Origin of the sequence: Gilliamella sp. B2772 (assembly GCF_026536985.1) — a bacterium.
Classification (GTDB): domain Bacteria; phylum Pseudomonadota; class Gammaproteobacteria; order Enterobacterales; family Orbaceae; genus Gilliamella; species Gilliamella apicola_E.
Window position 1 is genome coordinate 379,303 of record NZ_JAFNNB010000001.1, and the last position, 21,773, is coordinate 401,075.

21 protein-coding genes and 1 pseudogene are annotated in these 21,773 nt (G+C 35.3%); 12 read left to right on the top strand and 10 right to left on the bottom strand.

Annotated elements, in window-relative coordinates:
- Nucleotides 1-143: 143 nt before the first annotated feature.
- From J3T98_RS01715 to J3T98_RS01740, 7 genes and pseudogenes are all read left to right on the top strand, one after another.
- Nucleotides 144-1,772, top strand: coding sequence for an SEL1-like repeat protein (locus tag J3T98_RS01715; protein ID WP_267361978.1), 1,629 nt, complete (start codon nt 144-146; stop codon nt 1,770-1,772).
- A gap of 314 nt (nt 1,773-2,086) precedes the next feature.
- A complete protein-coding gene (locus J3T98_RS01720; protein ID WP_267336887.1) occupies nt 2,087-2,698 on the top strand; it encodes a tetratricopeptide repeat protein in 612 nt (203 codons plus the stop codon).
- Nucleotides 2,680-2,844, top strand: coding sequence for a hypothetical protein (locus tag J3T98_RS01725; protein WP_176701545.1), 165 nt, complete (start codon nt 2,680-2,682; stop codon nt 2,842-2,844). The genes J3T98_RS01720 and J3T98_RS01725 overlap by 19 nt, the downstream gene beginning before the upstream one ends.
- A 6-nt stretch (nt 2,845-2,850) precedes the next feature.
- A pseudogene (locus J3T98_RS11185) lies at nt 2,851-3,015 on the top strand (hypothetical protein); the annotation flags it as partial.
- The gene (locus J3T98_RS01730) at nt 2,972-3,169 is read left to right on the top strand and encodes a tetratricopeptide repeat protein (RefSeq protein WP_267336886.1); all 198 of its coding nucleotides are present in this window, start codon (nt 2,972-2,974) and stop codon (nt 3,167-3,169) included. The pseudogene J3T98_RS11185 and the gene J3T98_RS01730, both read left to right, overlap by 44 nt.
- A gap of 293 nt (nt 3,170-3,462) precedes the next feature.
- A complete protein-coding gene (locus J3T98_RS01735; RefSeq protein ID WP_267330298.1) occupies nt 3,463-3,603 on the top strand; it encodes a hypothetical protein in 141 nt (46 codons plus the stop codon).
- Nucleotides 3,604-3,820: 217 nt separating this feature from the next.
- The gene (locus J3T98_RS01740) at nt 3,821-4,264 is read left to right on the top strand and encodes a hypothetical protein (protein WP_267361979.1); all 444 of its coding nucleotides are present in this window, start codon (nt 3,821-3,823) and stop codon (nt 4,262-4,264) included.
- A 179-nt stretch (nt 4,265-4,443) separates the two neighbouring features.
- Here the strand turns inward: J3T98_RS01740 and J3T98_RS01745 are convergent, their stop codons facing one another.
- Both J3T98_RS01745 and J3T98_RS01750 read right to left on the bottom strand, forming a co-directional pair.
- Nucleotides 4,444-5,973: an AMP-binding protein gene (locus J3T98_RS01745; RefSeq protein WP_220226117.1), complete on the bottom strand. Its 1,530-nt coding sequence runs from the start codon at nt 5,971-5,973 to the stop codon at nt 4,444-4,446.
- Nucleotides 5,970-6,854, bottom strand: a complete 885-nt coding sequence (locus tag J3T98_RS01750) for an SDR family NAD(P)-dependent oxidoreductase (RefSeq protein ID WP_218058467.1) — start codon at nt 6,852-6,854, stop codon at nt 5,970-5,972. Before J3T98_RS01750 ends, J3T98_RS01745 begins: the two co-directional genes overlap by 4 nt.
- A gap of 723 nt (nt 6,855-7,577) precedes the next feature.
- Here J3T98_RS01750 and J3T98_RS01755 point away from each other — a divergent pair.
- Together J3T98_RS01755 and J3T98_RS01760 are read left to right on the top strand one after the other, a co-directional pair.
- Nucleotides 7,578-8,012 carry a PTS sugar transporter subunit IIA gene (locus J3T98_RS01755; protein WP_267361980.1) on the top strand — a complete coding sequence of 145 codons (435 nt, stop codon included), beginning with the start codon at nt 7,578-7,580 and terminating at the stop codon, nt 8,010-8,012.
- Nucleotides 8,005-9,411 carry a PTS fructose transporter subunit IIC gene (locus J3T98_RS01760; RefSeq protein ID WP_065563481.1) on the top strand — a complete coding sequence of 469 codons (1,407 nt, stop codon included), beginning with the start codon at nt 8,005-8,007 and terminating at the stop codon, nt 9,409-9,411. The genes J3T98_RS01755 and J3T98_RS01760 overlap by 8 nt, the downstream gene beginning before the upstream one ends.
- A 54-nt stretch (nt 9,412-9,465) precedes the next feature.
- On the opposite strand, the gene J3T98_RS01765 is transcribed toward J3T98_RS01760, so the two are convergent.
- The gene (locus J3T98_RS01765) at nt 9,466-11,148 is read right to left on the bottom strand and encodes an amidohydrolase (protein ID WP_267361981.1); all 1,683 of its coding nucleotides are present in this window, start codon (nt 11,146-11,148) and stop codon (nt 9,466-9,468) included.
- Nucleotides 11,149-11,297: 149 nt separating this feature from the next.
- On the opposite strand from J3T98_RS01765, the gene matP reads away from it, so the two are divergent.
- From matP to cysB, 3 genes are all read left to right on the top strand, one after another.
- The gene (gene matP, locus J3T98_RS01770) at nt 11,298-11,762 is read left to right on the top strand and encodes a macrodomain Ter protein MatP (RefSeq protein ID WP_065563479.1); all 465 of its coding nucleotides are present in this window, start codon (nt 11,298-11,300) and stop codon (nt 11,760-11,762) included.
- A 29-nt stretch (nt 11,763-11,791) separates the two neighbouring features.
- Nucleotides 11,792-14,392, top strand: coding sequence for a type I DNA topoisomerase (gene topA, locus J3T98_RS01775; protein WP_267342732.1), 2,601 nt, complete (start codon nt 11,792-11,794; stop codon nt 14,390-14,392).
- A gap of 166 nt (nt 14,393-14,558) precedes the next feature.
- Nucleotides 14,559-15,530 carry an HTH-type transcriptional regulator CysB gene (gene cysB, locus J3T98_RS01780; protein WP_267361982.1) on the top strand — a complete coding sequence of 324 codons (972 nt, stop codon included), beginning with the start codon at nt 14,559-14,561 and terminating at the stop codon, nt 15,528-15,530.
- A 75-nt stretch (nt 15,531-15,605) separates the two neighbouring features.
- Here cysB and hisIE read toward each other — a convergent pair whose 3' ends face one another.
- From hisIE to hisD, 7 genes are read right to left on the bottom strand one after another with little or no spacing between them, the layout of a single operon-like run.
- The gene (gene hisIE / locus J3T98_RS01785) at nt 15,606-16,232 is read right to left on the bottom strand and encodes a bifunctional phosphoribosyl-AMP cyclohydrolase/phosphoribosyl-ATP diphosphatase HisIE (RefSeq protein WP_267331993.1); all 627 of its coding nucleotides are present in this window, start codon (nt 16,230-16,232) and stop codon (nt 15,606-15,608) included.
- Nucleotides 16,226-17,002 (bottom strand): imidazole glycerol phosphate synthase subunit HisF, encoded by a 777-nt coding sequence (gene hisF, locus J3T98_RS01790; RefSeq protein WP_065734876.1) that lies wholly within the window; start codon nt 17,000-17,002, stop codon nt 16,226-16,228. Before hisF ends, hisIE begins: the two co-directional genes overlap by 7 nt.
- Complete coding sequence (hisA, locus tag J3T98_RS01795; RefSeq protein WP_065563509.1) at nt 16,984-17,721, bottom strand: 1-(5-phosphoribosyl)-5-[(5-phosphoribosylamino)methylideneamino]imidazole-4-carboxamide isomerase; 738 nt, start codon at nt 17,719-17,721, stop codon at nt 16,984-16,986. The genes hisF and hisA overlap by 19 nt, the downstream gene beginning before the upstream one ends.
- Nucleotides 17,722-17,738: 17 nt before the next feature.
- Nucleotides 17,739-18,326 (bottom strand): imidazole glycerol phosphate synthase subunit HisH, encoded by a 588-nt coding sequence (gene hisH / locus J3T98_RS01800; protein WP_065563474.1) that lies wholly within the window; start codon nt 18,324-18,326, stop codon nt 17,739-17,741.
- Complete coding sequence (gene hisB, locus J3T98_RS01805; protein ID WP_065563473.1) at nt 18,327-19,394, bottom strand: bifunctional histidinol-phosphatase/imidazoleglycerol-phosphate dehydratase HisB; 1,068 nt, start codon at nt 19,392-19,394, stop codon at nt 18,327-18,329.
- Between the two features lie 8 nt (nt 19,395-19,402).
- A complete protein-coding gene (hisC, locus tag J3T98_RS01810) occupies nt 19,403-20,461 on the bottom strand; it encodes a histidinol-phosphate transaminase (protein WP_267361983.1) in 1,059 nt (352 codons plus the stop codon).
- 12 nt (nt 20,462-20,473) lie between these two features.
- The gene (hisD, locus tag J3T98_RS01815) at nt 20,474-21,772 is read right to left on the bottom strand and encodes a histidinol dehydrogenase (protein ID WP_267361984.1); all 1,299 of its coding nucleotides are present in this window, start codon (nt 21,770-21,772) and stop codon (nt 20,474-20,476) included.
- Between the last annotated feature and the right edge of the window lies 1 nt (nt 21,773).

Below are 21,773 nucleotides of genomic sequence, written 5' to 3' on the forward strand. Positions count from 1 at the left end.
ATGATAACATTTTATTAACTCCATATACCGATAAACGATTTAAAAGTACATTGTTAACGAGTAATAGATAGTAAGCGTATTTTGTTCTATTTTTGCCAGCAGACAAAAAAAATTATTATATTTAAGGAAATTAAGGAAAACTAATGAAAAAAGTACAATTTGTTGTATTAACAACATTATTATCGACGACGGCTTACGCTAATAATTGCGCGACCTATTATGAACAAAACAATTTTGATCAAGCGTTTATTGCTTGTAACACTGAGGCTGATCAAGGAGATAGGGAAGCTCAGTATAATTTAGCACTTATATATGACGAACGTATAGGTGCCGACAATAAAGAAAAAGCACTCTATTGGTACGCAGAAGCAGGGGAACAAGGCCATGTTAAGGCGCAATATGATTTAGCACAGACGTATAACAATGGGTATGGTGTCGGCATTGATAAAGATAAAGCACTCTATTGGTTCACAAAAGCAGCGGAACAAGGATTTCTTGAGGCGCAATATCAGTTAGCACTTATGTATGTTGACGATAACGGTATTGAAGTCAATAAAGAAAAATCGCTATATTGGCTCACTCAAGCAGCAGAACATGGGTTTGATAAGGCGGAAAATGATTTAGCGCTTCTTTATTATAGAGGTGACGGTGTCGAAAAAAATAAAGAAAAAGCCCTCTATTGGTTTACTAAAGCAATGGAACATGGGCTTAGTGAGGCGCAATATCATTTAGCACGTATGTATGAAATAGGAGATGGTGTCGAAGTCGATAAAGAAAAAGCCCTCTATTTGTACACTCAAGCAGCGGAACTGGGGTATGAATTTGCGCAATTTGAGTTAGCATATATGTATGACCAAGGTAAGGGTGTCGAAATCAATAAAGAAAAAGCAGCATATTGGTACTCTAAAGTTGAAGAAGTGGAAGAAGGACTTGCTGATGGAGAATATGAGTTAGCTCTTATGTATGACCAAGGTATAGATGGCGAAATCAATAAAGAAAAAGCGCTATATTGGTATACCAAATTAGCGGAAGGAAAGTATATTTCTGCGCAATTAGAGTTAGCATATAGGTATGACCAAGGTGAGGGTATCGAAGTCAATAAAGAAAAAGCACGATATTGGTACTCTCGAGCTAAAGCTCAAGGAGAAAGACAAGAATATGGGGTTGTTGAAGCGCAATCTGATTTGGCACATATGTATGCTGAAGGCAATAGGGTCAAACCTAATAAAAGTAAAGCATTATATTGGTACACAAAAGCAGCTGAAGAAGGGGATATTTCTGCGCAATTAGAGTTAGCATATATGTATGACCAAGGAGATGGTGTCGAAGTCAATCAGGAAAAAGCGTCATATTGGTTTTCTCAAGCTCAAGGAGAGGAAGAAGGGTTTGTTGGGGCGCAATATTCTTTGGCAAGTATATATGCTGAAGGTGATGGGGTCAAAGTTGATAAAAGGAAAGCATTATATTGGTACACAAAAGTCGCTGAACTATGGGATGGTGATGCGCAAGAAGAGCATACTGCTGCGCAATATGAGTTAGCACGTATGTATGACCAAGGTGACGGTATCGAATCCGATAAAGAAAAAGCACTATATTGGTATAAAAAAGCAGCAGATAATGGTAACACTCAAGCAATACATCAGTTAGGCGTTATGTATTATAAAGGTGATGGTATTGAAAAAAATAGCGTGTTAGCTAAAAAGTATTTTGAACTAGCTTGTGAGCAAAAACTTAAAGAAAGTTGCGATATTCTTCACAAAGGAATCAAATAAACATTATTCATAAGTCATGCAAATTAGAAACATGTTAAAAGAACTGCCTCACATATTAAGGCAGTTCTTTTTTTATATAGACTCAAAATGTTATTTATTCTGTTAACACAATCACTTTTTTGATATAAATTAGCTTAACAGTGACATTTTAATACGGCTCAATATATTGGGTTAGCGTGTTAGTCATTTTATCAACTCCATATACCGATAAGCGATTTAAAAGTACATTGTTAACGAGTAATAGATAGTAAGCGTATTTTTGCCAGCAGACAAAATAAAAAAATTATTATATTTAAGGAATTTAAGGAAAACTAATGAAAAAAGTACTATTTGTTGTATTAACAGCATTATTATCGACGACGGCTTACGCTAATAATTGTGCGACCTATTTTGAACAAAAAGATTTTGCTCAAGCTTTTATTGCTTGTAACACTGAGGCTGAGCAGGGAGATAAAGATGCTCAGTTTAATTTAGCATTTATGTATTACAACGGCTACGGTGTCGAAGAAAATACTGAAAAAGCACTATATTGGCTTACTCAGGCAGCGGAACAAGGGGTTTCTATTGCGCAATATGGTTTATCACGCATGTATGAAGAAGGTGAGGGAGTCGAGGAAAACAAAGAAAAAGCACTCTATTGGCTCACTCAAGCAGCGGAAGCCGGATCTGTTCAAGCGCAATATGATTTATCCAGAAGGTTTGAACGTGAAAAATGGCTCACTAAAGCAGCAGAGCAAGGATTTATTGTTGCTCAATATGAATTAGGGCGGTCGTTCGATTTCGATAAAAATAGAAAAAAAGTGCTCTATTGGTACACTAAAGCTACTAAACAAGGGTTTGTTTATGCGGAGCACAGTGGTTTATCCTGGATGCTTGATCATGAAGGAAATAAAGAAAAAGCGCTATATTGGTATATGTTGTATTAACAGCATTATTATCGACCACGGCTTACGCTAATAATTGCGCTACCTATTTCGAACAAAAAGCTTTTGATAAAGCTTTTATTGCTTGTAACACTGAGGCTGAGCAGGGAGATAAAGATGCTCAGTTTAATTTAGCATTTATGTATTAGAACGGCGACGGCGTCGAAGAAAATACTGAAAAAACGCTATATTGGCTTACTCAGGCAGCGGAACAAGGGGGTTCTATTGCGCAATATGGTTTATCACGCATGTATGACGAAGGTGAGGGCGTCAAAGTTGATAAAAAAAGCATTATATTGGTACACAAAAGCAGCAGATAATGGTGACACTCAAGCAATGCATAATTTAGGTGTTATGTATTATAAAGGTGATGGAATTGAAAAAAATAGTGATTTAGCTAAAAAGTATTTTGAACAAGCTTGTGAGCTAAAATTTAAAGAAAGTTGCTATATCCTTCATAAAGGAATGAAATAAACATTATTTCTATATAAGGAGATATATGGTGTTGATATCTCGCCAGTGATGATTTTTAAACTGACGGAATGAGTAAAACAACTCGTGTTAGAATGGTAATGCATAATCCTTTTAAAGTTTCAACGCTTCAGCTTATCTAATCGGTTCCGATATTATGACAGTAATACCGGAACCAATATAAGCCAAGATCCCATAAAACTAAAAGGAAGCTAACCAAAGTTTATGCTTATACGCATGATTATAATACTCTCGTTAATCCCTTCGGGGACGGTCTTTTAATATCTAGAAAAGCTATGGATATATTAATTAGAATGGGTATTGGTGAGTTGAAAAAGATAATAAAGAAAGTTTTGGTTGGAGCATCTAAAGGCGTTGGTTTCAAAGAAACTATCTTCATAGCACCAGAAGATTTAAATTTAAAAATAGAGGGATAGGCATAATGGAAAAATTTTTCTTTTAATTCAAGTTTTGTTTTTCTCGTTCGTTAGTCCCAAAGGAACAAGTTTTGATGTAGATGATATGCAAATGTCTAATTTTAAAAATGTATGTTGATAATTATGATGTGGTAAATGCAACAAAAGGATATAATTTGCTCAAAAGACAATGTGCAAGTTCTATGTATAATGCATCTCAAGCAGCAGGTATAATGAAATGAGAATCTTTAAGGTAATTTCAGTTATAACTTTTTTAATAATATCTTTGTTATTTACGTGCTCATTTACTAGCCCTAAGTTTTATATAAAATCCTATAAATATGATAAAATTGAAGATGAGGATTCTTTAACATTAAAAATTTTTGCTAAAGTTGATGAAAAAGAGTATGGTTATATTCATATCTCAAAACAATATGTAACTTTCAGATATTATTATAATTTATCTAATTTTAATAAAGGCGCTACATCGGTAGAAAATATTATTTTTGATTATAAGGATAATCATTTTCTCGTCATAAATAAAAGTAATAATAAATTAATCTTAAACATTGAATGCGATAAAGATATATATATCAAAGCAAATAACTATTTAATAGAAAAGAAGAAACAAATTAAAGATGAGAGTTCTAGATCCAGTAAAGATATTTTTTTAGGACGTTAACCATAAATAAATACTGAAAACTAGAAATAAACCAGTCAACTTTTCAGGCTTATTTTTCAAGAAGAGTAACTCAAAGTAGAGGTTAAATAGCGCCGCCTACAAATTCATAATACCTTTCTAAGAAAAATTTTTATTAGAATATAATAATGGACAACAGTTCATTTATTGCTAACTAAATGTTATGCATTACTTAAATGATTAAAAAATAGCTTTTGTAATTTTTTACGGTTTATTTTTCCAATACTTGTCATAGGTAGTTCTTCTATAAAAATGATTTTTTTGGGCATCTGATAACGGGCTATTTTTGATTTAAGCCAGTCCTGTATTTTAGTTTCGGATTGTTCGGTATTAGGATTTAAAACAATAAAGACGACCAATCTTTGCCCGAATTCTTCATCCGGCACACTTATCACTGTTACATCATTAATTTCCGGATGAGTTGATAAGCAGTGTTCAAGTTCATATGGATAAACATTTTCACCACCTGAAACAATCATATCATCAACGCGACCTGCTAAAAAGTAATAACCGTCAGCATCTTGATAGACTAAATCTCCTGTTGAAACCCAATGGTTGCCTACAGTTGACCAAGCACATTTAATAAACAGCTCATGGTGTTTTTGTGATTCATTGTTTTGCTTCTGTAATTTTGTTGATAATCCTCTCAGCGGTTTACCAATGGTTTCTGGCTTGATAGAGAGAGCATCGGGCGAGGCAATCATGCAAACGCCTGCTTCTGATGTACCATACAAATTGAATAATATCTTTCCAAGTGTAGCAATGACTTGATCAACTAATATTGCTGTAATTGGCGCGCCTCCGGTAATAATACATTTTAAACTAGTGAGTTGATGTTTAGAGCATTTCAGCATCCTATTTAACATTAAAGGAACAAGTGTGACCACCTCTATTTGGTTACTAGCAATTAACCTGCATGCTTTTTGACTATCAAATTTTTTTGTTAAAAACATTGTCGCACCTAATAACACAGCTATACATAAACTTGCCATACCAAACCCATGATAAATAGGCGTTGCAATATAGATTTTTTGATAACGGAAAAGATTTAGTTTCACCAGTAGTTGACAAAATGGACTAATAAAATTTTGTGCCTTACTGTTGCGTTCTGCTAATTTAAAACGTCCTGTTGTACCACTCGTTAAAACTGTAATTTTTGAGAAGTGGGTCGTTTTAATTTTTACATCAATTGTTGACGTTGAAGCTAATAGAGAGTGAATTGACATAAGGCTTTCATGATAAATGGGTAAGCTTTTTACATTTGATAAACACTCTATTTCTGGATCATGAATTATCCAGTCAAAACCGACATTTTCGTGAATGGACTTAAGTTGATTTGTCGACAGTTCAGTATTGATAAGATAAACATCAACGCCTAATCTTGTCATTGCAAATAAAGTGTGAACTAAGAGTAGGTGGTTGTGCGCTATAATAGCGACTTTTTGATGACGCTTTATTTTAAAATTAATCGCTAATTGTTTGGCAAGGTGCTGAGATTGATTAAAAAGAGTGCGATAATCAGTGCCAGTGCCATTCTCATCGATAGCAATTTGGTTAGGAGAAAGCTTTTGACGAACATAAAGCAACGCCATTAAATTGATACCAACAATATGAACGCTATTTAATAAGTGCCAAATGCCTAGTAAAGTTAATAATTTCTTTTTATATAGCGCTTTAATAAGTTTTATCATAGCGTTTTCTTCAAAAAATAACGGTTCAATTTAACCCAAATATTATTAAAAAATAATGAGGCAAGTTGAACTATAATGGTCCACCATGGTTTATATTGATGTTTTTTTGTTTGTAATAAACGACAGATTATGGCTGCAGCTTTATCAGCTTGTAAGGCAGGAAATCTCTTATAAATCTTAGTAGGTTCAATCATTCGTGTTTTAACAAGAGGTAAATAAGCTGTTGAAACATTGATTTTCTGATTTTCCAATTCTGGCCTTGCACAGCTTAACCATTGGTCAAAGGCCGTTTTTGAGGCTTGATAAGCAGCCCAATTAGCCGTTGGGGCTAAAAGTACGTTTATGGCAGAAACATTAATAATTTGCCCTTGATTACGCTGTAATTGGGGAATTAACGCCAAGCAGAGTTTGACCGGTGCATAATAATTTAACTTCATCGTTCTATCAAAATCATGCATACGTGATAATGATTGCAGTATTGACCGACAAATTGATTTGCCAGCATTATTGATTAAGATATCAACAGAGTATCGCTGTAAATTAGTAATTAAATTATCCAATTGTTCCGATTCGCGCAAATCAACCGAAAATATATCAATCTTAGCTTTTTTGTGAGCTAATGACTGCTGTATATTTATTAATTTATCATGTGTTCTAGCGACTAAAATAAGATGACATTGAATATTGGCTAAAAGATTAACCAGACTTTCACCAATTCCATAGCTAGCGCCGGTAATGACAATCACTTTATTTTCTAATTGGCATTTTAATTTTGAATAATTAGGCTTAACGATTGGAAAGAGTACACAATTAAGAAGATTTGAGGAGTTGAACATTTTTGTACTGCCGGTAAACAATTGCGCATAGTATAAGGTAAACATTCAATCAGTCAACAAGTTAATGTTTTTTAAAATAAGTTGATTTTAAAGTTTATATCTAAATAAAAAACAGACCTTCCTTAAGAAACTTGAAATTATTGTATTAATTTCTAACTGTCAGTATTTCAAGCAAGTTATTTATTAGATTGCTTTTCCCCTATTAAAAATTTTGCTGCATCAGAGTTGAATGTAAAGCTTAATAAACTTGAAGATTATTCTTTTAAACGTTCAAGTATTATTATCTGCTGAAAACAAATGATTGCTTAAACCCTTGATGATGCTTTAAATTGTAATAATATTACTCCATATTTCACTGATTTATAAATCTTTGCTTATGCAATTCGAGTGCAAGCTTTACTTTACAATGCAGCACAAATTTTAAAAGCCAGCATGTTATCTTGATATTTAATAATTGGTTAAGTACATGTGAGATTTTTAGAATGTTATTCTCAATATTTAGAATTTTTACTTCTTTTATAACGCAATAATTGGTTGCTGCTCAGCAGTTAACTTTACCAACTAGTTTTATTCAGTGTAAGAATTTGCTATTGAAGTTAATGATTATTTTAATCATTAATAAATTCTAAATATTTCATATTTGTGATCTAGATCAAATTATTTAATCAAAAAATTAAGTGTCAATAAAAAATGAACGTTATATATTTGTTTTGTATATCTTTATTTTACTAAAATTTTATACTAAATAATTATCAAGAGGACTTATTTATGGCTTTAATTCCGGTTATTCCCGTCGAACTAACTGATAATCTTGCTCAAGATAAATCATTAGTGATCAAATTAATGGCAGAAAACAGTAACGAGTATTTAAACAATGTCACACAATTTTTCCAAGATGTTATGAATCATGAAAAAGAAATGGATACAGATGTACTAACAGATATTGCTTTGCCTCATGCTAAAAGTAGCGCAGTAAAAACACCATTTATTGTGGTCGGTAAGTATAATCCAGGAGTAATTTGGAATAATGAAAATAAAGTTAAGTTAGTGGTAATGATTGGCGCTCCAGAAAATGCGGATAAAGAGCATTTGACAATAATTGCTAAATTGGCATCTAATTTGGCTGATGATGATTTTATTGAAGAACTGTTAAATAGTGATATTCAAACTGTAGCAAAATTAATTCGAGGTTTATATGAGTAAAGAATCGCTAAAAAATAAAAAAATTGTGGCCATATGTGCTTGTACAGCGGGTATGGCTCATACTTATATAGCTAAACAAAAAATTGAAAATGAAGCTAAAAAACGAGGATGGGATTGTAAGGTCGAAACACAAGGCGCAGCAGGAATTGACAATGTTTTAACAGAACAAGATTTAAAAAGTGCTGATGTAATTTTGTTAGCAACAGATATTTCTATTGATAATGCTGAAAGGTTAGAACCTTTTAAAAATGTGATTAAGGTCAGCACCGGTGAAGCGGTTAAAAACACGGTTAATATTTTTAACAATGCTGAAGCACTATCATCAAAAAAAGAAGTTAAGGAGAGTATTGGAAAAGAAATATTTAGGTCATTAAATACCGGTATCAGTAAATTTTTACCAGTTATTATTGCTTCAGGTATTCTTTTTTCAATAGTGTTAATGACAGGTCATGTAACTGGTGACACTATTTTACCAAGTAATCAATTCTTTGCCGATTTACAGCAAGTTGCGTTTTATGGCTTTGCAATGATGGTACCTGTGCTTGCGGCATATATGGCTTATTCGATTGGTGGTAATGCCGCCTTAGCTCCAGCATTTATTATGGGATATGTAGTAAATAATCCAATTGGTGCTAATCATGTAAGTACAGGCTTTATTGGTGCTATGATTTTCGGTGTTTTAATTGGTTATTTTGTAAAATGGTTTAAAACAGTTAAAGTCCATCCAGTTATTGCCTCGGTTATGCCTGTTATGATTATTCCAACTGTGACTTTATTAGTTATGGCTCCTATTTATATTTATGGCTTGTCATATCCGCTAGATTGGTTTGTAAAAGCGATGGTCGAAACTTTAAAAGGCATGTCTGAAGTTAACGCAGCATTTTTAGGTATAGGTATTGGTGTTCTTGCAGCGCTAGATATGGGCGGACCATGTAGTAAAGCAGCTACAGCCTTTACATTAGCAGCTATGGCAGAAGGTGTTTACGGTCCTAATGGTGTATTTCGTATGTGCTGTGCAATTCCTCCTTTAGGATTGGCTATTTCTTCTTTGATTGTGTCTCGCTCTAAATATACTAAGGAAGAAAAAGAGTTTGGTATTACTGCGTTCTTTTTATCCCTAGCTGGTATTACAGAAGGGGCGATTCCATTTGCGGCTAAAGATCCAAAACGCGTTATTATTGCGATCGTTGTTGGTACAGCGGTTGCGGGAATGCTAGGCATGATTAATGGTATTGATTCATTAGTTGCATTTGGTGGTTTAGTTGCGTTAGGTGGTGTAACCAAAGGTGCATTATGGTATGTCATTGATATGTTTATCGGAGCATTTATTATTGCTGCGATTTTACATTTTTCTCGAAAACCAGCAGTGGAAGGCGATGTTATTGTTGATGCTGATTAATCATTGAAAAATTACCCCGACTAATAGGCGGGGTAATAAATTTTTTAACGATTATTAGGAGTGTTGATAAACTGTTTTCCCTCCAACCATCGTCGTTAATACTTTGACATTTTGAATATCCGTTGCTGGAATGGTAAATGGATTACGATCTAAAATAATTAAATCTGCAAATTTTCCTTTTTCGATAGAGCCTATATAATCATCTTGTTTTAACACATAAGCGGCGCCAATTGTTGCACAGAGTAGGACTTCGGTTGCTGTTAAATTGCGGTCACTATTTAAACGAGGGTGCTGTGCGTCAATTTGTCTGGTCATAGCGATTTGGAAATCATACCATTCATTAAGTGGATCAATTGGCCAATCGCTACCAAACGCACAGGTGACTCCAGCATCTATATACTGACCGTGGGCTTCTAAACCATTATAGCGTTCGGCACCAAATAAGGTTTCGTATTGTTCTACCATTGCTGAGCTACAGCCAGCCCATTGGAATGAAAATACTACACTGGTTTTCAATTGTTTATAACGAGCAAATTGATGCATTGCACTGAGTTCATTATGAGCAGTACTAGGACGAATATCCGCATCTGGTAGTGCTTTTCGCATTTTTTCAATCGAGTTAAGAACAACTTCAATTGCTCCTTCGCCAACAGTATGCATGTGAGGATGAAATCCAGCTTTAGATGATTCGAGTATTAATGCATCTAACATCTCTGTTGAATAATATAGATCACCAAGGCGATCTTTTTCATTTTCTAACTGATAAGGTTTTAGTAAGCGAGCTGTCATTAATGGTGCTTGCATCACTCCATCGACAAATAATTTGGTATGCGATACTTTTATACCTGGTTTAGGTTGCCAGTTTTTATCATCATAACGCTTAGCAAATTGTTTAACGCGATCAATAACAGCAGGAATATCTTCAATAGAACCGACATCATCCGGTGGTAATTCACGTGCACCAAATAAACGTATTGAGAGCTGATCTTGTTGTTGTAATTTTAGAAATGCATCGGCTTGTGTTTCAGTGATGCGTGCATCCATAACTGACGTTACACCTTGCTTATTTAATTCAGTTTGTGATAATTTAGCTATGTTTACTGCTTGTTCATCGGTAATTTTAGAGATGCTGTCAAATGCGCGCATAGCAGGGGCATCTTCTAATATACCGTTTAATTCGCCATCTTCAGTGCGTCCAATTTTTCCATCAGAAGGCTCTGGCGTATTACGATCAAGTCCAAATTTTTCTAAAGCAATACTATTTGCAACAAGCGTATGACAATCATTTGAAAACAGAATTACAGGGCGCGTGGTATTAAGTTTATCAAGATCAAAGCGGGTAATGTCGGTTCCGATTGGTAACACTTCTTGGCGCAACCAGCCACGAACTTGTAACCAATTTTTACTATTGTCTGCGGAATCATTATCTAAATATTCTTGAATAATGGCTAAGGTAGTATCAACAGTTAAACTTTGATAATTTAAATTACATGATGATAATTGCATACCGCCCCAAAAGGTATGTAGATGAGCATCAATTATGCCAGGCATCATTGTTTTACCTAGTAGATCATGAATTATTGTACAATTATCAACATATTGGGAGTTATTTATCTCTTGTGTGGTACCAGTTGCAATAATATAGCCATTTTTAATTGCAAGCGCTTCACAAACGGTATCATGCTCGTCAGCAGTGTAAATGTAACCATTAATATAAATAACATCGGCTTTTGCCATTATTTGTAATTCCTTAAGTAGAAGTTCAAAATGATAGGCGAACGATAGCAGATTTATAAAAAATTTGTCAAATGCAATAATTTTCTTTATTGTGTGTCAAGATTATGCTACAACTAACATATTTAGTTACAGCGTCACAAGGTGAGCTTATGAAATATCAACAATTAGAAAACCTTGAATGCGGTTGGAAGTGGCACTATTTAGTAAAAAGACATTTAGAAGGGGAGCCTATCACTCGTTATGTTGAAAAGAGTGCAGCTCAACAAGCCGTAAATGAACTATTGTTATTGGAACACAAACCGACAGCCGTCGTTGATTGGATTAAGCAGCATTTAAATCCCGATTTAGATAACCGCATGAAGCAAACCATTCGGGCGCGACGAAAACGACATTTTAATGCCGAGCAGCAAAATACACGTAAAAAGTCTATTGATTTAGAATTTCTAGTCTGGCAAAGATTAGCTAATTTAGCTAAACGCCGGGGATGTACGTTGTCACAAACAATTACACAATTAATTGAAGATGCAGAGCAAAAAGAGCAGTATGCAAGTAAAGTGTCGACAATTAAAGATGATTTACTGTCATTACTTGATGTTAATTTAGACAGTAAATAACTTAAACTACAGGATAAATAGGTTTAATTATGGGAAAATCCCTTGTTATTGTGGAATCACCAGCAAAAGCAAAAACAATTAATAAATATCTTGGCAAAGATTTCGTGGTTAAATCAAGCGTGGGGCATATTCGAGATCTTCCAGTTAGTGGTAGTAGCCACCGCAATGAAAAAAACAGCAAAGATAAAGCCGAGAAGAAAGTAAAACGATCTGAAAAGCAGATCTTAGTCGATCGTATGAGTGTCGATCCTTATAATGGTTGGAAAGCTCATTATGAAATTTTACCCGGTAAAGAGCGGGTAGTTGATGAGCTTAAAAAGTTAGCCAAAGATGCGGATATGATTTATCTCGCAACCGACTTGGATAGAGAAGGGGAAGCCATCGCGTGGCATCTAAAAGATGTTATTGGTGGTGATGATGATAAATATCGACGTGTTGTATTTAATGAAATCACTAAAACTGCGATTCAAAATGCGTTTAAGCATCCTGCTATGCTTGATATGGATCGTGTTAATGCTCAGCAGGCACGCCGATTTATGGACCGCGTAGTTGGTTTTATGGTGTCGCCATTACTTTGGAAAAAAGTAGCAAGAGGGTTGTCAGCTGGTCGAGTCCAATCCGTTGCGGTACGATTAGTTGTTGAACGTGAACGTGAAATCCATGCCTTTATTCCTGAAGAGTATTGGGAGCTCTATGCTGACTTAAAAACAGCTAATCAAGAAAAACTAACGATGCAAGTTACGCATTATAAAGATGATGCGTTTGAACCGAAAGATCGAGTTGCTATTGATATTGCTTTAGCAGAGCTAAATAATAAACAATATCAAGTAACTAATATTGAAGAAAAGCCAACTAAAAGTAATCCAACTGCGCCATTTATTACGTCGACTTTACAACAAGCTGCAAGTACTCGCCTTGGCTTCGGGGTGAAAAAGACAATGATGTTAGCACAGCGTTTATACGAGGCAGGTTATATTACTTATATGCGTACCGACTCTACAAATTTGAGTCAAGACGCATTAACGATGGTCCGAGATTATATTGGTGAAAATTATGGTGATAAATATCTACCAAAATCACCGAATGTTTATACCAGTAAGAAAAACTCACAAGAAGCGCACGAAGCTATTCGTCCTTCTGATGTTAATATACAAGCTACAAGTCTGAGTGATGTTGAGGTTGATGCTGTTAAGTTATATCAACTAATTTGGCGTCAATTTGTTGCTTGTCAAATGACATCAGCTGAATATAACTCAATTACTGTTACTGTTAAAGCTGGGGATTTTACTTTAAAAGCAAAAGGTCGTACTTTACGTTTTGATGGTTGGACAAAAGTACAATCTCAGTTGAGTAAAAACAATGAAGATAAAATGTTACCCGCTGTATCTGTCAAAGATATTTTAGAGTTACTTAGCTTAAATCCAGATCAACACTTTACTAAACCACCTGCTCGTTACAATGAAGCTTCTTTAGTAAAAGAGTTGGAAAAACGAGAAATTGGTCGCCCTTCTACTTATGCAACGATCATTTCAACTATTCAAGATCGTGGATATGTACGATTAGATAATCGTCGTTTCTACGCAGAAAAAATTGGTGAAATTGTTACCGATAGATTAAGTGAAAATTTTAATGATCTTATGAGTTATGATTTTACCGCTCGTATGGAACATGCACTTGATGAGATCGCTAATAAAAAACAAGAATGGCGCGAAGTTTTAGATCAATTTTTTGAAGATTTTAGCCAGCATCTTGAAATCGCTGAACAAGATCCAGATCATGGTGGAATGCAATTAAATCCTTTAGTTTTAACACCAGAAATTAAATGTCCTAATTGTGGTCGTGAAATGGGGATTAAAACTGCAGGAACCGGCGTGTTTTTAGCTTGTTCTGGTTATGCATTACCGCCAAAAGAGCGTTGTAAGCAGACAATTAACTTAATTCCAGAACATGAAACTTTAAACATTTTGGAAGAAGCTGAAACAGCTGAAACCAATGCTTTAAGAGCACTTAAGCGTTGCCCTAAATGTCATACCGCTATGGATAGTTATCTGCTTGATAATGAGCGTAAGCTACATATTTGTGGTAATAATCCTATTTGTGATGGTTCTTTGGTTGAAAAGGGTACATTTAAAGTAAAAAGTTATGATGGGCCCATTATCGAATGTGAAAAATGTGGATCAGAAATGCACCTTAAATCAGGTCGTTTTGGACTCTATATGGGCTGTACTAATCAAGATTGTAAAAATACACGTAAAATCTTGAAAAATGGTGATGTGGCTCCTCCTAAAGAAGATCCAGTTGATTTGCCTGAATTACAATGTACTAAATCAGATGCACATTTTGTCCTTAGAGATGGTGCATCAGGTATATTTTTAGCAGCGCATAATTTCCCAAAATCACGGGAAACTCGTGCACCATTAGTTGAAGAGTTACAACGCTTTAAATATCGTTTACCAGAAAAATTTATTTATTTAACTGAAGCACCAAGCCATGATCCAAATGGTAATCCAAGTATTGTTCGTTATAGCCGAAAGAATAAAGAACAGTATGTTACTTCTGAAGTTAACGGCAAATCTACTGGTTGGGTCATGCAATATGTTCATGGTAAATGGGTTAATAGTAAAAAATAGGTAATAACACTTAATCATTTTATAAAGAATAGCTCAGGTTCAGTAGCTGTTTAATATAAAAAGCCGTTTATGTGATAAGGTGTGAAGGGAATTACCTTAAAAAACCCCCTTTCCTCAAGTTTTTTTTGAGAAAAGGGAAAGGTATATAGTTAAAGGAGCCTTTGTCATGAAGTTGCAACAGCTGCGTTATATTGTTGAGGTTGTTAATAATGATCTCAATGTATCGCTTACCTCTGAAAAACTTTATACCTCTCAACCTGGAATAAGTAAGCAGATTAAATTATTGGAAGATGAGCTAAATGTACAAATCTTTACCCGTGTAGGTAAACATCTTTCAGAAGTTACACCAGTTGGTGAGCAGATTATAGCTTTAGCCCGTGAAATTTTAAATAAAGCACAAGATATTAAAATTTTAGCTAAAGAGTTTAGTCAACCAAATCAAGGCTCATTAACGATAACAACCACTTATACTCAAGCTCGTTATACTTTACCTCTTGTTATCCAACAATTTATGCAACAGTACCCGAGTATCACTCTTCATATGGAACAAGGGTCATCTCCTCAATGCCTGATGCAAGTACAAACTGGACAAGCTGATTTTGCTATCGTGACCGATTTATCAGATCTTAGTGATGATATGATTGCATTACCTTGTTATCATTGGAACCAAGCTGTCATTGTCATGAAAGATCACCCTTTAGCTAAAAGCAGTTTAATTACGATTGATGAGCTATCTAAATATCCATTAGTTAGTTATGATTTTTCTAATGATGGTTCCGATCTTAATCAGGCATTTATTAAAGCTAATCAAGTCCCAAATATTGTATTTAGCACTACTGATGCTGATTTGATTAAAACCTATGTCAAATTAGGTGTTGGTGTTGGTATTGTGGCTAAAATGGCGGTTGATGAAAGTTCAGATTGTGAATTTGTGGTGCTAAATGCCGGCCATATATTCCCTTACAGTACAACTTATATCGTCTTCGCACGATCTTTGTTCTTGCGTAATTATATGTATGATTTTATTAGTCAATTTTCTCCACATTTAAATAGACAAACTATAGATAAAATTAGTCTTTGTGAAAACAATGTAGCAGTGCAAGCTATGTTTAATGGAGTTAAATTACCTGTTAGATAAACCGATAGGTCATTTTGAAATGTATTTTAAGAAACCAAGCTCAAAGATTGTGCCTCGCTTGGTTTCTTTTTAATATTATTTATGTCTAGCTTTTAAAATGCCAATCACATCTTGGAGTGATAGATTTTGATCCTGTAGTAAGACTAATAGATGGTAAATCAAATCTGCCGATTCATTTTTCAATTCTTCTTTATCTCGTACAGTGGCAGCAAGGGCGGTTTCTACACCTTCTTCTCCGACTTTCTGAGCAATACGCTTAGTACCATCATGATAGAGTTTTGCAGTATAAGAGGTGTTAGGATCAGCTTGCTTACGAGAGCCAAGTAATTGTTCTAAATCGTATAGAAAGCCCCATTCAGTTTTAGAATTCTTAAAGCAGCTGTTTGTTCCAGTATGACAAGTTGGTCCAATCGGATTGACTAAAATTAACAGCGTATCGTTATCACAATCGGTTGAGATATTAACCACGTTTAAAAAGTTGCCTGAGGTTTCGCCTTTGGTCCATAAACGTTGTTTAGTTCGAGAATAAAACGTTACTTTTCCGCTATTTAGGGTTTGAGCTAAAGCTTCCTGATTCATATAACCCAGCATGAGCACTTCACCAGAAATATAATGCTGAATAATAACTGGCATTAAATTATCGACTTTTTGCCAATCAAGTGATTTTGTATCTATCTGTATTTGGGAATGTTGAGTTAACATAATCGTATTTCTACTCCATGTTGAGCTAAATATTGTTTAAGTTCGCCAATATTAATAATTTGTTTATGAAAGACTGAAGCCGCTAAAGCACCATCAACATTAGTTTCTTTAAAAGCTTGTAAAAAATGCTCCATAGTACCCGCACCGCCAGAAGCAATCAGTGGTACTTGGCAAACTTCTCTAATCGTTTTAAGTTGCTTAAGATCATAACCATTACGAACACCATCTTGGTTCATCATATTCAATACAATTTCACCGGCACCTCGCTTTTGGACCTCTTGAACCCAATCAATAGTATTCCATTTGGTGGCTACAGTTCGCTTTTCATCACCAGTAAATTGATAAACGTGATAACTATCTGAATCTTTATCATACCAAGTATCAATCCCTACCACGATACATTGCACACCAAAGCAATCAGCTAATTGAGTAATCAAGTTTGGGTTAGCTAAAGCAGGGGAGTTGATTGAAATTTTATCTGCTCCATAAGTTAAAATTTGCCCAGCATCTTCAACCGTTTTTATACCACCAGCAACACAAAAGGGGATGTCAATAACTTGAGCAACTTTAGCCACCCAACTTTTATCAACCACACGCCCATCAGATGAAGCAGTGATATCATAGAAAACCAGTTCATCTGCACCTTCTTCCGCATAGCGTTTAGCTAATGGTACAATATCACCAATGATTTCGTGATTACGGAATTGCACGCCTTTAACAACTTGACCATTACGAACGTCCAAGCAAGGTATTATCCTTTTTGCCAACATGAAATTGCCTCCTGAACTGTAAATTTACCTTCTAGTAATGCCCGACCCACAATGACACCAGCAACACCACTGTCTTTTAAGTCCTTTACATCGTTCAACTGTCCGATTCCACCAGAAGCTTGAAAATCAATAGTTGGGTATTTTTTGCTAATTTCTTGATATAAGCTTATGTTAGAACCAGTTAATGTACCATCTTTTGAAATGTCAGTACAAAGGACATGTTTTAAGCCATAAGGTAAGTAATCCTCAATTACTTGTTCTAAAGTTTGCTTAGAATCTTCTTGCCAGCCATGAATAGCGACATTTTTATTGCCATATTTGTCAATACGAACATCCAATGCTAATACCAAAGATTCAGGTCCATAATTTTCAAACCATTTTTTTACTAATTTGGGATCTTTAATTGCAGTTGAACCGATAACAACTCGTGTTGCACCAGCAGAGAGAAGGGCTTTAACATCATCTTCACTGCGAATTCCTCCTCCAACTTGTACTGGAACTTGGACACCATTAATCAGTGTTTTAATTAATGTGATTTGCCGAGCTTTTGGATCTTTAGCACCTGTTAAATCAACTAAATGTAGTAATTTAGCTCCTTGCCTCTGATAGTCTTGTAATCGAGTTAAAGGATCATTACCATAATCACGTTTTTGTTCATAATCACCCTGGTGTAATCGAACCACAGTGCCATCAATTAAATCAAGAGCAGGAATAATAATAGGGTAAACTGCCATTTTTACATCTCCAAAAAGTTCTTTAGTAATTTTGCACCGGCTGAGCCAGAACGCTCTGGATGAAATTGCACACCGTAAAAGTTGTCTTTTTGTACGGCAGCTGTAAAGCTTTCGCCGTAATTGGTTTCTGCGATAGTTGATGAGCATAATGGTAAGGCGTATCCATGTACAAAGTAAAAATAAGCACCATTAGGAATATCTCGGAATAAATGGTGGCCAGCTTTAGGGTTAACTTGATTCCACCCCATATGCGGTAGTGGTAGTCCACAATCAGGAATTTCAGAGACTTTTTCGTGAATGATACCTAACGTATGGACATGCCCTTCATTACTATAATCGGCCAAAAGTTGCATACCAAGGCAGATGCCTAATACAGGTTGGGTGCAAACTTTTATCAGCTCGATTAAATTCCGTTCTTTTAACTTTTTCATTGCTGCAGATGCGGAACCCACACCCGGTAAAAAGAGTTTATCCGACTCAAGCACAATATCAGGTTCAAGACTAATAATTGGATTATAGCCTAGTCGTTGTATTGCGTATTTTACTGATGATAGATTTGCACAGCCTGTATCGAGAATGACAATTTTCATCTATAGCACTCCTTTCGAACTAGGTAATCTATCACTTTCAATTTTAATTGCTTGTTTAAGTGTTCGAGCAAACGCTTTAAATAAGCTTTCGATTCTATGATGATCATTATTTCCCAATGTTTCAATATGTAAGGTGATCCCCATAGCATAAGTTAAAGAGTAGAAGAAATGTTCTACCATTTGTGTACTCATATCTCCAACTTTAGGATCACTAAATTGTGCCGAAAATACAAGGTAAGGGCGACCAGAAATATCTATTGCACATTTTGCTAAACATTCATCCATTGGAATAACTGATGCATAGCGTGTGATTCCACGTTTATCTCCAAGAGCTTGTTTTAGCGCTTCACCTAAAGCAAGGCCAGTATCTTCAATGGTGTGATGATCATCAACATGAAGATCACCTTCAACTTGGATATTGAGTTTAATGCCACCATGAGTAGCAATTTGATCGAGCATATGGTCAAAAAAACCAATACCTGTATTAATTTGGCTACCACCTTGTCTATCTAACCAAACCTCAACTAAAATCTTAGTCTCTTTGGTGTTTCTTTCGACTTTTGCATAACGATCTGCTGTGGTTAAACGTTGAGCTATTTCGTTCCAATTAAGATTTACTGGATCATAACGTAACCCTTTTATTTGCATATTTTCTGCAAGCTGGATATCAGTGACCCTGTCACCAATTACATAGCTATTTTGTTTGTCTAAGTTGCCATTCATTAAATAAGGAAGCACCAGTTTTAGTTTAGGTTTACGGCACTCACAATTGTCCTCAGGAAAATGTGGACAAATTAAAACTTCTTCAAATCTGACGCCTTGTGATTCAAATATTTGCATCATTAAGTTATGAGGGCCATCAAATTTGGCTTGTGGATAGCTGCTGGTGCCTAAACCATCTTGATTGGTCACCATAACTAATTTATAACCAGCAGCTTGTAATTTAAGTAATGCGGGTATCACATTAGGTTCAAATTCAAGTTTTTCGAAACTATCAACTTGAAAATCGATAGGAGGTTCAACAATTAATGTTCCATCACGATCGATAAATAAATATTTTTGTAACATACTTGCTCCTATATTATGGCTTTAAGTGCTGTTATTACTGCTTCACATTCAGCTTGAGTACCAACCGAAATTCGAACAAAACCATCTTGACCAATTGATTTACTTTGGTCACGCAATATAATGCCTTCATTCCAAAGTTTATGAAATACATCCTTATTACTCTGAAATTTAACACATAAATAATTTGATTCACTAGGATAAACTTTTTCGACTATAGGCAGTGCTGAAAGATGCTTAGCCAGCTTTTCTTTTTGATTATTCAGATTGATGACATGCAATCTCATCGTATTAATACCATCTTTACTCAATGCCTGAGTGGCAATGTCAGCTACAGGTGTAGCTAATGGATATGGAGCGATCACTTTTTGTAACGCGTCGATTACTGGCTTATTAGCTAAAGTAAATCCACAACGTAAGCCGGCAAGTGCAAATGCTTTTGATAAGGTGCGTAAAATCACTAAGTGAGGAAAGTCTTTAAGCCAACTGACTACCGTTGAATTAGGCGAAAACTCAATATAAGCCTCATCAATCACAACTAGCGCTCGATCTTCGGCTATATTAAGTAATGTTTTAATATCATCTTGATTGATTAAATTACCAGTTGGATTATTTGGTGAACAAACATAGATTAATTTAACACTATCAATATTTTGCTTAATTCCTTCAAGATCAAGTTGCCAATCTGATTTGGTCGGTACAGTTTTAGTTTTTATTCCTAAAGTTTCAGCACTGACTTGATACATACCATAAGTTGGTGGACAGTAAAGTATTGTATCTGTATCAGGTTCACAAAAAGCACGCATTAATAGCTCTATCGCTTCGTCAGCACCGCGGCTAACTATCACTTGATCAGGTCGAACTCCTGCATACTGCGCATAACCATTTATTACATGTTCAGGCTGTGCTTCTGGATAACGGTTTAATGTTTGTTCTGTTAACTGATAATTGGGGGCAACAGGGTATTCATTGGCATTTAACCACACGTCACCTTTACCACCAATACGTCTGGCTGATTGATAAGGTGTCAACTTTTGTACGTTTTTTCTGACTAATTGATTAATATCCATTTTATCCACCTATTATTTATTATCAGCATTAAGTTTAGCTAAGCGAATCGTTACTGCATTTTTGTGTGCAGTCAGTTGCTCAGCTTGTGCCATTAGCTCAACTGCTGTACCTATTGCTTTCAATCCATCAGGCGTTAATTTTTGTACAGTCATCCGTTTTTGAAAATCTGGTAACCCGAGGCTTGAATAAGTTGAGGTATAACCATAAGTAGGTAATACATGATTTGTACCTGATGCATAATCGCCAGCCGATTCTGGTGACCAATCACCGATAAATATTGAACCGGCACTATTAATTTTATCAACCAGTTGATCCGCATTTTTAGTTTGAATAATTAAATGCTCAGGCCCATAACGATTGCTGATATCTACACATTCTTCTAAATCTTTGGTTACTATAAGTCGGCTTTCTTTCAACGCTTTTTCAGCAATATCTTGGCGCGAAAGTTGCGTAAGTTGTTTATCAACTTCAATCGAAACTTCCTGTGCAATCTTCTCATCAGGAGTAAGTAGTACCACTTGTGAATCCGGTCCATGTTCAGCTTGAGAAAGTAAATCAGCAGCTATAAAAGATGGATTAGCAGAACTATCGGCGATGACCAATACTTCAGAAGGGCCTGCTGGCATATCAATAGCTACGCCATCAAAACGTTGGCTTACTTGACGTTTGGCTTCAGTAACATAAGCATTACCCGGGCCAAATATTTTATCGACTTTTGGAACTGATTCGGTACCTAATGCCATTGCAGCAATCGCTTGTGCCCCACCTAGTTGATAGATTTCTGTTACACCACAAAGATCGGCAGCATATAAAATTTCGTCTGCAATTGGGGGAGGTGAGCATAAAATCACTTTACGACAACCAGCAATTTTGGCTGGAATAGCGAGCATTAAAACAGTCGATAATAAAGGAGCAGAACCACCAGGTATATAAAGACCAACTGAATCAATAGGTCTGGTCACTGATTGGCATTGAATACCTGGCATAGTTTCAACTGTTATGGTTGGTCTCACTTGTGCTTGATGGAATTTTTTAATATTGCTCACAGCTAATTGCATTGCCTGTTTTAAATCCGTTGTGACACGACTAATTGCTGTTTTTATCTCATCTTCAGTTAATTTAATTTGATTGGTTTGAGTTTTATCATATTTACTACTCAATGCTTTGAGGGCTTGGTCACCATTTTGTTTAACCTGTGTCAAAATATCTTTAACCACTTGGCTAATAGAATCTGAGGCAGCAATTGCCGGGCGAGTTAATAATTCTGCTTGCTGTTCTTTAGAACAATTTTGCCAATAAGAAAGCTTCATT

Coding starts and splice junctions, on each gene's coding strand:
- J3T98_RS01720 (WP_267336887.1), top strand. CDS start 2,087: ATGAAAAAAGTACTATTTGTTGTATTAACAGCATTATTATCGACGACG.
- cysB (WP_267361982.1), top strand. CDS start 14,559: ATGAAGTTGCAACAGCTGCGTTATATTGTTGAGGTTGTTAATAATGAT.
- hisH (WP_065563474.1), bottom strand. CDS start 18,326: ATGAAAATTGTCATTCTCGATACAGGCTGTGCAAATCTATCATCAGTA.
- J3T98_RS01715 (WP_267361978.1), top strand. CDS start 144: ATGAAAAAAGTACAATTTGTTGTATTAACAACATTATTATCGACGACG.
- J3T98_RS01735 (WP_267330298.1), top strand. CDS start 3,463: ATGGATATATTAATTAGAATGGGTATTGGTGAGTTGAAAAAGATAATA.
- hisC (WP_267361983.1), bottom strand. CDS start 20,461: ATGGATATTAATCAATTAGTCAGAAAAAACGTACAAAAGTTGACACCT.
- J3T98_RS01750 (WP_218058467.1), bottom strand. CDS start 6,854: ATGTTTACCTTATACTATGCGCAATTGTTTACCGGCAGTACAAAAATG.
- J3T98_RS01755 (WP_267361980.1), top strand. CDS start 7,578: ATGGCTTTAATTCCGGTTATTCCCGTCGAACTAACTGATAATCTTGCT.
- hisIE (WP_267331993.1), bottom strand. CDS start 16,232: ATGTTAACTCAACATTCCCAAATACAGATAGATACAAAATCACTTGAT.
- J3T98_RS01760 (WP_065563481.1), top strand. CDS start 8,005: ATGAGTAAAGAATCGCTAAAAAATAAAAAAATTGTGGCCATATGTGCT.
- hisD (WP_267361984.1), bottom strand. CDS start 21,772: ATGAAGCTTTCTTATTGGCAAAATTGTTCTAAAGAACAGCAAGCAGAA.
- matP (WP_065563479.1), top strand. CDS start 11,298: ATGAAATATCAACAATTAGAAAACCTTGAATGCGGTTGGAAGTGGCAC.
- hisB (WP_065563473.1), bottom strand. CDS start 19,394: ATGTTACAAAAATATTTATTTATCGATCGTGATGGAACATTAATTGTT.
- hisF (WP_065734876.1), bottom strand. CDS start 17,002: ATGTTGGCAAAAAGGATAATACCTTGCTTGGACGTTCGTAATGGTCAA.
- J3T98_RS01765 (WP_267361981.1), bottom strand. CDS start 11,148: ATGGCAAAAGCCGATGTTATTTATATTAATGGTTACATTTACACTGCT.
- J3T98_RS01745 (WP_220226117.1), bottom strand. CDS start 5,973: ATGATAAAACTTATTAAAGCGCTATATAAAAAGAAATTATTAACTTTA.
- topA (WP_267342732.1), top strand. CDS start 11,792: ATGGGAAAATCCCTTGTTATTGTGGAATCACCAGCAAAAGCAAAAACA.
- J3T98_RS01740 (WP_267361979.1), top strand. CDS start 3,821: ATGAGAATCTTTAAGGTAATTTCAGTTATAACTTTTTTAATAATATCT.